Genomic DNA, 9,017 nt, shown 5'->3' with positions numbered 1-9,017 from the left:
CCCGAACACCGCGCCGACCCCCTTGACCACGGTGAGCACGCCGACGAACGCGGCGCTGCGGTGCAGGCCCTCGTCGACGATCGCGTAGATGACGGTCTCGATGAAGCCGAAGCCGAGCAAGCCGCCGCCGAGCGCGATCGACACGGCCCGCAGGCGCGGGGTGCGCACCAGGTGCCGCACACCGGCCAGGAGTTCCTGCGGGAGCCTGCCGTCGGGCCGCTTCGGCGCGGGTTCGTCCACCCGGACCGCGAGCACGCACAGGGCGCACACCAGGAAGGTGACCACCTCGAGGGCGGCCACGGCGCGCGGCCCGATGCCGACGTAGAGGGCGGAGCCGACCGCCGGGGCGACCAGCATGCCGCCTTCCTGCAGGGTGCGCATGAGGGCGTTGGTGCGTCCGAGGTCGTCGGGGTGCACCAGGTCGGTCAGCAGCGCGCTGCCCGCGGCGTTGTGCATGCCGACGCCCAGGCCGATGCCGAACAGCACCAGGTAGAGCAGCCAGGCCTGGCTCTCGTCCCGGACGAGGAAGGCGAGGCAGACCCAGCCCGCCAGTGCGAAGTTGATCAAGGCGATCAGCGGCCGGCGCCGGAAGCGGTCCACCACCAGGCCGAGGAACGGTGTGCCCAGACGGGGCACCACGTAGGCGGCGAAGGCCAGTCCGGCCATGCCGTTGGACCCGGTGAGGTCCTTCATCCAGATGCCCAGCGTGATCCACAGGGCGGCGTCCCCGAACAGGGACACGCTGGTCCCGGCGAGCCACAGTCGTACGTCCCGCTTCCCCGGCTTCGGGGGCACCACGGTCTCAGACCCGGTCGGCATGCGTCTTCTCCAGTTCCGCGGCGAGTTCCGCGACCGTCGGGTGGTCGAACACGGTCAGCAGTTCGACGCCCGACCCGAGCCGTTCCTCCAGCAGCATGCTGAGCCTGGCCGCGACCATCGAGTCGCCGCCCAGGTCGAAGAAGTCGTCGTCGGGCCCGACGCCGTCGATGCCGAGCACCTCCTGCCAGGCCTCGGCGACGACGCGCACCAGCCGTCCTTGGGCCTCAGACATAGTTCTCCTTGCGTCGCCAGTCGGGGTCCGGGAGCGCCTTCCGGTCGACCTTGCCGTTGGGGGTGACGGGAAGGCCGTCGACGACCGCGAACACGGCCGGCACCATGAGGGCGGGCAGCCGCTCCCGCAGGTGGGCGCGGAGCGCCCGGCGGTCGAGCGGTCCGGCGCAGGTCAGCCAGGCGACCAGTTTCGGGTCGCCGACCAGGTTGTCGCGGACGCCGACCGCGGCCTGGCGCACCTGCGGGTGGGCGGTCAGCAGGTTCTCGATCTCGCCGGGCTCCACCCGGTGCCCGCGGAGTTTGAACTGGCCGTCGAGGCGCCCCAGGAAGTGCAGCAGGCCGTCCCGTCCGCGCCGGGCCAGGTCGCCGGTGCGGTACCAGGGCAGGCCCGCGGCGTCGGTCCGGAACCGCTGGGCGGTGAGTTCGGGCCGGCGCCAGTAACCGTGTGCGACGCCTGCCCCGCCGACCCACAACTCGCCCCGCGTGCCGTCCGGGACGGGTGTGCCTGTCTCGTCGCGCACCTCGGCGAGGACCCCCTGGACGGGCCGTCCGATCGGCAGCGTGGGCCCGAACTCCTCGTAGCGCGCCACCTGGTGGAACGTCGAGAAGGTGGTGGCCTCGGTGGGTCCGTAGCAGTTGACGACGTCGAGGTCCGGTGCGGCCGCGCGCAGTGTGCGGACGTGCTCGACGGACACCACGTCGCCGCCGGACAGGACCGTCCGCAGGCCGGCCAGCGACCGGGGGGCGGCGTCGATCTGGCGGTGGAAGAGGGCGGCGGTCAGCCACAGCACGCTGATGTGCCGCTCCTGCAGCAGGTCGCCCAGGGCGTCGGGGCCGAGCGGGGCGGCGGGCGCCAGTTCCAGCCGGGCGCCGTTGAGCAGGGCGCCCCAGATCTCGAAGGTCGCCGCGTCGAAGGCGACCGGCGCCAGCTGCAGCAGGCGGTCCTCGGGGGTCAGGTCCACGTAGGCGGGTGCGGTGACCAGGTTGAGCACCGCCCGGTGCGGCACCATCACCCCTTTGGGGCCGCCGGTGGAGCCCGAGGTGTACATCAGGCAGGCCACGTCCTCCGGGTCGCCGAGGTCTTCCGCCCGGCCGCCGGGGCCGGCCGCGGCGCCCGGCGCCCGGGCGGTCTCCCGCAGCACCCGCAGCCCGTGGCCGGCGAGCAGCTCCGTGCCCGTGCCGTCGGCGAGGGCCACCCGTGCCTCGGCCTCGGCGAGGATGCCGGCCAGTCGCAGGGGGGCCTCGCCCGGGTCGAGCGGCAGGTAGGCGGCGCGGGCCTTGAGCACGGCCAGCAGGGCGACGACCAGGGCGACGGAGCGTTCCAGGCAGACGGGCACGCGGTCCCCCGCGCGCACCCCGGCGGCGGCCAGGTCGCGGGCCAGGTCGTCCGAGCGCCGGTCGAGTTCGGCGTAGCCGATCCGCTCGTCGGCCGAGGCGACGGCCACCGCGTCGGGCCGCAGCGCCGCCTGGCGGCGGAACGCCTCGGGGATCGTCACCGGGCCCCCACCGTGCGCGTCGCCGCCGCGTGGTCGCGGAACAGCCGCAGCCGCTCCTCGCCGACCCTCTCCCGCAGGCCGGGGTCGGTCACGCCCAGTCCCTCGGCGGTGGCGAGGTTGAGCAGGCCGACCTTGCCCTCGTGCTCGTTGAGCTGGACCGAGCGGGTGGCCTCGGCGGCCTGCTCGAGGGGGTGGACGCGCGACAGGGCCGGCACCACCATGCCCAGGCGCATCAGGCGGTTGGCCTCGCACGCCTCGTCGATGTTGGCGCCGTGGCTGCCGATGACCCGCTTGAGTTTCATCCAGAGGTAGCGGTTGTCGTAGGCGTGCCGGTAGCCGCTGCTGGACCCGCAGGTGACGACGGTGCCGCCGCGCCGCACCACGTTGACGGAGGTCTCGAAGGTGGCCCTGCCGACGTGTTCGAAGACGACGTGCGGGTCCTCGCCCAGTTCCTTGCGGATGAGCGAGCCGAGGGACTTCCAGGCCGATCCGCCGTCCTGTTCGTCCTGGTCGCCGAGGCCGACGCTGTTGCGGTCGACGACGAGGTGGCAGCCGAGCCGGTCCATCAGGTCGGCCTTGTCGGTGGAGCCGACGACGCCGACCGCGATGCCGCCCGCCTGCCGGACCAGTTGCACGGCGTACGAGCCGAGGCCGCCCGCCGCGCCCCAGATCAGGACGATGTCCCCGGCCTTGATCCGGGCGCCGTGCTCACCGATCAGCATGCGGTACGCGGTGCCCAGGCAGAGGGTGTTGCAGGCGGCCTCCTCCCAGGACAGGTGCGGGGGCTTGGGGATCAGCTGGCTGGCCCGCGCCACCGCGAAGTCGCCGAAGGCGCCGAAGTTCGTCTCGAAGCCCCAGGCGAGCATGGTCGTGTTCATCATGCCGTCGCGCTGGGAGACGGGGTCCTGCTCGTCGATGTAGGGCGGGTTCACCACCACGTGGTCGCCGGGCGTCCAGTGGCGCACCGCGGCGCCGACGCGGACCACGACACCGGCGGCGTCGGAGCCGACGACCTGGTGGTCGAGGTCGTGCCGGGCGCTCCAGCGGTCCTGCCGGCCGAACTGCTTCAGGAAGCGGAAGGTGGACATCGGCTCGAACATGGCGGACCAGACGGTGTTGTAGTTCACCGCCGAGGCCATGACCGCCACCAGCACCTCGTCCGGGGCCAGCTCCGGCATGGGCACCTCGCCGACGTGGAGGGTGCGCCGCACGTCCTTGTCGGCGTGCGGGCCGGCGTCGCGGAACAGGTGCTCGTCCTCGCGGCGCAGGTACACCGCGCGGTAGGACTCCGGCACCTCGCAGGCCATCAGCCGGGCCGGGTCGGCGCCGTGCCGGACCGCCTCGATGAGACTCGCCATCTTCGTCACTCCGGTTCGGGTTCGTGGTGGGTCAGCGGGTGGGTGCGGCGGGGTCGCCGGCCGGGCGCATGGCCTCGCGCAGCTGTCCCAGGGAGGCGCGGGCCCGGACCGCCTCGACGAGGGCGGGAAGCACGTTGCGGCCCTCCAGGGCGTCCGCCCGCAGCCGGGCGAGCTCGGCCGCGCAGGGCTGCCGGCGGACATCGCGCCGGCCTCCGGTCGTGGTGTGCCGTTCGGCCCGCAGCAGGTCGCGTTCGGACGCGGAGGGGTCCGCGGGGTCGAGGACGCCCACGGTCGGTCCGGGGTCCTGGTAGGCGAGCTCCTCGATCTCCCCCTCCAGCCAGCCGCTGCGGATGCAGGCGGTGATGCCGCCGCGTTCCTCGATCCGCCGGAGCCAGTCGTCGACCTCCTTGCCCAGTTCCTCGACCAGACCCTCGACGACGCGGGAGCCGCCCAGCGGGTCCGCGTAGCGGGCGAGGTCGGTCTCGTGGGCGAGGATCTGCTGAGTGCGCAGGGCGATGCGCGCGCCCAGCGGACCGGGGGTCTGGACGGCCTCGTCGAAGCTGCACACGTGCAGGGACTGGGTTCCGCCGAGCACGGCGGCGACGGCCTGCACGGTGGCGCGGACCACGTTGTTCAGGGGTTCCTGGTAGGCGAGCGCGGAGCCGAAGGTGTTGACCTGGGTGCGCATCTTCAGGGCCCGGGGTTCGGTGGCGCCCCACTTGTCGCGCATCCGCTCGGCGTAGCGGCGGCGGGCGATCCGCAGCTTGGCCGCCTCCTTGAGGATCTCCATGTCGGTGCCGAAGATGAAGCTGAACCGGGAGGCCACCGCGTCCGCCGGGTGACCGCGCTCGGCCATGCCGCCGAGGTAGGCGTCGACGCTCGCCAGCGCACAGGCCACCTCCAGGGCGGCGTCGGCCCCGGCCTCCCGGGCGTGGCCGCCCGAGATGGAGATCGGGTGGACGCCGGGCAGGGCCCGCATGCAGTACTCGACGACGTCGAGCGCGTACCGCACGCTGGTGTCCAGGTCGTACACGTAGGCCTTGCGGGCGAGGAACTCCTTGAGCATCTCGTTCTGCAGGGTTCCGCGCAGCGCGGCCGGGTCGACGCCGGACTCCTCGGCCGCCACGATCCACATGGCCAGCAGCACGGGCGCGGTGGCGTTGATGGTCATGGAGACCGAGACCTGGTCCAGCGGAATGCCCTCGAAGACGCTCTTGAGGTCGTCGACGGTGGCGACGGACACGCCGGTGCGTCCCACCTCGCCGTCCGCGGCCGGCTCGTCGGGGTCGAGGGCGAGCTGGGTCGGCAGGTCGAAGGCGAGCGACAGGCCCGTCTCGCCCATGCCCAGCAGGTACTTGAAGCGTTCGTTGGTCGACTCGGCGCTCTGCAGTCCCGCGAGCTGCCGCATGGTCCACAGCCGTGTGGTGTAGCCCGCCGGGTGGAGGCCCGCGTCGTAGGGGAACTCCCCGGGTGTCCCCATCGCGGTCAGGCCCGGGCCGCGTCTCGTGCGTCGTCGACGAGGTCGAGGACCGATTCGGCGAACTCGTCCAGTCCCGGGTACTCGAAGACGTTCAGCAGGGGGATGTCCACGCCGAAGCGCGTCCGCAGGGCCGCCACGATGCGGGTGGCGACCAGCGAGTCCACGCCCAGTTCGAGGAGGTTGTCCTCGATGCCGACGTCCGGCATCTGCAGGACCTCGGCGGTCACGGCCACCACGGCTGCCTGAACGTCGGCGAGGCCGACCGGCTCGGTTGTCATCCCGTCATCCGTTTCTGCCGCCCGGCCGTGCGGGCACGGCGAGGCGGCGTAGCGCGAGGAGCTGGTGCAGGAGTTCGTCCAGGAGGAGGCGGCCGACGGGACCGCGGAGCGGGCACGTCCGCCGCCCCGGGATCGGTCCCCGGTCGACCTGGCGATCAACCTAGAAGCGCTCCGAAGCGCTCAGCAAGCGCCTTCGGACAGCAAACTCGGCATGAACCTGCCATCGGGATGACCGGCGCTCCGCCGGACCGGACGCGGGCCCAGCAGGCCGAGTTCGGCCGCGGCCAGTCCCGCCTCGAAACGGGTGTTGACGTCGAGGGACTTGAGGATGGTGGCGACGTGCCGGCGGTAGGTGCGGACGGACACGTTCATCTGCCGGCACGCGGTGTCGTCCTTCATCCCGGACGCGAGCATCCGCAGGACCTGCATCTGGGTCTCGTCGAGCTCCGGCACCCGGGCGGCGCCTCCCGGTCCGGGCGGCTCCGCGGCCTGGTCCCACAGCACCTGCTGGAACTGGTGGAGCACGTTGGTCGCCTCGTAGCGGGTGACCAGGACCTGTGGCCGGCCGTCCGGGGGTGCCGAGCGCACGAGGGCCAGCTCCCGGTCGAAGGAGACCAGGTCCGGCAGCGGCGCGGCGGAGAAGCGGACGTGGGCGGTGCGCGCGGGCAGTCCCGCCAGACGGGCGCGGAGCCGGGGCTCGTCGGCCGAGGAGCGGGTCAGCAGCAGCCGCAGCGCGTGCCCGCGGCCGAGCACCTCGGCCCGGACCAGCCGCGCGAACTCGGACGCGGGGCGGTTGACCGTCTCGTGGGCGAACCGTCCGGTGAGCTGCACGCTCCCCCTGCGGGCCGCAGACCGGTCGAGTGCCTGCCGCAACACCGCGCAGACCAGAGGCGGTTCGATGGCCGACACCAACCGGCTCACTCGCTCCCCGGCCGAGTCGGCGTATCCGTCGTGGACTTCCCCGGCCCCGTCGCGGGTTTCCCCGCACTCATCCACCAGTTGCACGCCAACGTCCTTCTTCCACGGGACGCCGGATCGGGTGCGATCCGGCGCCATGCCATGACCCGGGTGGCCCATGGTGTGTCTGGGACCACCCCTGCGGGGCATGAGCGTACGGCGCGATTCCCGCCAAGTCGATGAGTCCTCACGGTGCGCGACGGCCGCTCCCCCGCGTCCCCGTGCGCGCGGCGACGCGACATGGCAGTTAGCTGCCATCGGGGGTGACGAACGGACGGCCAGGTCCGATCATCGGGTGCTGATCGCTCGGTATGAACACCCGTCCGGACCTGGGCCTCGCAGGCCGGCCACGACGCTGGGGGTTTGCGTTCCATGTGCGGCATAGTCGGACTCGTCTCCTTCACCGATGACCTCTCACGCCGGCCCGACCTGGCCGAGTCGATGCGGGGCGCACTCGAGCTGCGCGGCCCGGACGAGGTGGGCGAATGGGCTTCCCCGCGGGCGCTGTTCGTGCCCCGCAGACTCGCCGTGGTGGACCTGGAGGGCGGGCACCAGCCGGCACTCGCCACGGACGGCCACGGCCGCGAGACCCATGTGCTGAGCTACACCGGCGAGGTCTTCAACTTCGTCGAGCTGCGGGCGGAACTCCGGGCCCGCGGCCACCACTTCCGCGACCGCAGTGACACGGAGGTGGTGCTGCGGGCCTACCAGGAGTGGGGGGCCGCCTGCGCCGAACGGCTGCGGGGCATGTTCGCCTTCGCGGTCTGGGACGTGGAGAGGGAGGAACTGGTCCTGGTGCGCGACCGGTTCGGCATCTACCCGCTCTTCTACGCGAGCACCGACGAGGGTTTCGCCTTCGGTTCCGAGCCGAAGGCGCTGTTCACCACCGGGCTGGTCGACCCGGTCGTCGACCGCGCCGGCCTGCTGGAGGCGCTGTCGTTCACGCCCACCCCCGGCCGCTCGGTCTTCCGGCACACCCGTGAGGTGGTACCGGGCGAGGTCGTGCGCTTCTCCCGCGAGGGCGTCAGCCGCTCGCGCTACTGGACGTTCACCCCCAGGCCGCACACCGACGACCTGCCCACCACCGTGCGCACCGTGCGCGAGCTGCTCGAGGACGTGATCGCACGTCAGGTGACGGCCGACGTGCCCATCTCCTCGATGCTCTCCGGCGGCCTGGACTCCAGCGCCGTCTGCGCCCTGGTCAACCGCTCCCTGGGCGGCGGCGAACGGCTGCGGACCTTCTCCATGGAGTTCGCCTACCACCTGGAGAACTTCCGCCCGGACGAGGTGCACGACTCGCCGGACGCCCCCTACGTCGCGAAGATGGCCGCCCACCTCGGCAGCGACCACCGGGAGCTGCTGATCGACCGGCACCACCTGATGGACCCGGAGGGCCAGGCGGCCGTGGTCCGGGCGATGGACCGGCCCGCCGCCGGCCTCGACATGTACGTGTCGCTCTACCGGCTCTCCCAGGAGGTCCGGCGCTTCTCCACGGTCACCCTCACCGGGGACGGGTCGGACGAGCTGTTCGGCGGGTACGTCTGGTTCCACGACCCGTTCTACGTGAACTCGCGGACCTTCCCCTGGCTCGGGGCCTCGCACCGGATGGAGTTCCTCTCCGGGCTCCTCGACCGCGACCTGTACCGGGGGCTGGACTTCCCCGGGTACGTCGCCGAGCGCTACGAGGAGGCCCTCGCCGAGGTTCCGCTCACCGGCGAGGAGTCGGCCCACGAGCGGCGGATGCGGGAGATCACCTACCTGAACATGACGCGGTACCTGCGGGTCATCCTCGACCGCAAGGACCGCCTCGGCATGGCGGCCTCGGTGGAGGGCCGGGTCCCCTTCGTCGACCACGAACTCGCCGAGTACGTCTACAGCGTGCCCTGGGAGATGAAGGTCGCCGACGGGCGCGAGAAGAGCCTGCTGCGCGCGGCGGTGGACGACCTGCTGCCCCAGTCGGTCCTGATGCGCAAGAAGTCGCCGTACCCGACCGTGCAGGATCCCGGGTACCGCACCGCTCTGCGCGAGCAGCTCAGGGCGATCACCGGGGACGGCGGCGCGGCGGTGAACGACCTGCTCGACAAGGACCGTGTCGCCTCCGTGCTCACCGATCCCACCTTCGGGCTCCGGGCCGGCGTGACGCGGATGAGCATCGAGGCCGCGGTCCAGATGCACCACTGGTTCGCGTCCGGCGTGCGGGTCGAGCTCTGATGTCGCTCACCGGCATGCTCCTCGCCGCCTGCGCGGCCCACGGCGACCGGGTCGCGGTGGTGGACGACGACGGGGAGCACACCTACGCGCAGCTCGACGAGGCGTCCGCCCGGATCGCCAGGGGCCTGGGCGCCCGGGGGGTGGGGCCGGGCGACGCGGTCGGGCTGCTGGCCCCGCGGGGCTGGTG

9 protein-coding genes are annotated in these 9,017 nt (G+C 72.7%); 2 read left to right on the top strand and 7 right to left on the bottom strand.

The window, feature by feature from the left end:
* The 7 genes from ACOV8S_RS31725 to ACOV8S_RS31695 all read right to left on the bottom strand — a co-directional run.
* Positions 1 to 819: MFS transporter (locus ACOV8S_RS31725; protein ID WP_448321944.1), on the bottom strand; the 819-nt coding region annotated here is incomplete at its 3' end.
* Positions 803 to 1,051: a phosphopantetheine-binding protein gene (locus ACOV8S_RS31720; protein ID WP_448321942.1), complete on the bottom strand. Its 249-nt coding sequence runs from the start codon at positions 1,049 to 1,051 to the stop codon at positions 803 to 805. The genes ACOV8S_RS31725 and ACOV8S_RS31720, both read right to left, overlap by 17 nt.
* Positions 1,044 to 2,546: an amino acid adenylation domain-containing protein gene (locus ACOV8S_RS31715; protein ID WP_448321940.1), complete on the bottom strand. Its 1,503-nt coding sequence runs from the start codon at positions 2,544 to 2,546 to the stop codon at positions 1,044 to 1,046. Before ACOV8S_RS31715 ends, ACOV8S_RS31720 begins: the two co-directional genes overlap by 8 nt.
* Complete coding sequence (ccrA, locus tag ACOV8S_RS31710) at positions 2,543 to 3,904, bottom strand: crotonyl-CoA carboxylase/reductase (protein WP_448321938.1); 1,362 nt, start codon at positions 3,902 to 3,904, stop codon at positions 2,543 to 2,545. The genes ACOV8S_RS31715 and ccrA overlap by 4 nt, the downstream gene beginning before the upstream one ends.
* A gap of 31 nt (positions 3,905 to 3,935) precedes the next feature.
* Positions 3,936 to 5,384, bottom strand: coding sequence for a methylmalonyl-CoA mutase family protein (locus ACOV8S_RS31705; RefSeq protein WP_448321936.1), 1,449 nt, complete (start codon positions 5,382 to 5,384; stop codon positions 3,936 to 3,938).
* A gap of 5 nt (positions 5,385 to 5,389) precedes the next feature.
* Positions 5,390 to 5,662, bottom strand: a complete 273-nt coding sequence (locus ACOV8S_RS31700; RefSeq protein WP_448321934.1) for a phosphopantetheine-binding protein — start codon at positions 5,660 to 5,662, stop codon at positions 5,390 to 5,392.
* 180 nt (positions 5,663 to 5,842) lie between these two features.
* Positions 5,843 to 6,493, bottom strand: coding sequence for a response regulator transcription factor (locus ACOV8S_RS31695; RefSeq protein WP_448321932.1), 651 nt, complete (start codon positions 6,491 to 6,493; stop codon positions 5,843 to 5,845).
* A 498-nt stretch (positions 6,494 to 6,991) separates the two neighbouring features.
* On the opposite strand from ACOV8S_RS31695, the gene asnB reads away from it, so the two are divergent.
* Both asnB and ACOV8S_RS31685 read left to right on the top strand, forming a co-directional pair.
* Positions 6,992 to 8,830 carry an asparagine synthase (glutamine-hydrolyzing) gene (gene asnB / locus ACOV8S_RS31690; RefSeq protein ID WP_448321931.1) on the top strand — a complete coding sequence of 613 codons (1,839 nt, stop codon included), beginning with the start codon at positions 6,992 to 6,994 and terminating at the stop codon, positions 8,828 to 8,830.
* Positions 8,830 to 9,017, top strand: a 188-nt coding sequence (locus ACOV8S_RS31685) for an AMP-binding protein (protein WP_448321929.1), incomplete at its 3' end; no start/stop codon positions are given. The genes asnB and ACOV8S_RS31685, both read left to right, overlap by 1 nt.

The organism is Streptomyces sp. CO7, assembly GCF_053474865.1.
Note: the sequence above shows the minus strand (reverse complement) of the source record. Positions and strands in the feature narration are given on the sequence as shown.

Excerpts from the sequence above, each read along its gene's own strand:
- asnB (WP_448321931.1), top strand. The coding sequence starts at position 6,992 with ATGTGCGGCATAGTCGGACTCGTCTCCTTCACCGATGACCTCTCACGC.
- ACOV8S_RS31720 (WP_448321942.1), bottom strand. The coding sequence starts at position 1,051 with ATGTCTGAGGCCCAAGGACGGCTGGTGCGCGTCGTCGCCGAGGCCTGG.
- ccrA (WP_448321938.1), bottom strand. The coding sequence starts at position 3,904 with ATGGCGAGTCTCATCGAGGCGGTCCGGCACGGCGCCGACCCGGCCCGG.
- ACOV8S_RS31705 (WP_448321936.1), bottom strand. The coding sequence starts at position 5,384 with ATGGGGACACCCGGGGAGTTCCCCTACGACGCGGGCCTCCACCCGGCG.
- ACOV8S_RS31700 (WP_448321934.1), bottom strand. The coding sequence starts at position 5,662 with ATGACAACCGAGCCGGTCGGCCTCGCCGACGTTCAGGCAGCCGTGGTG.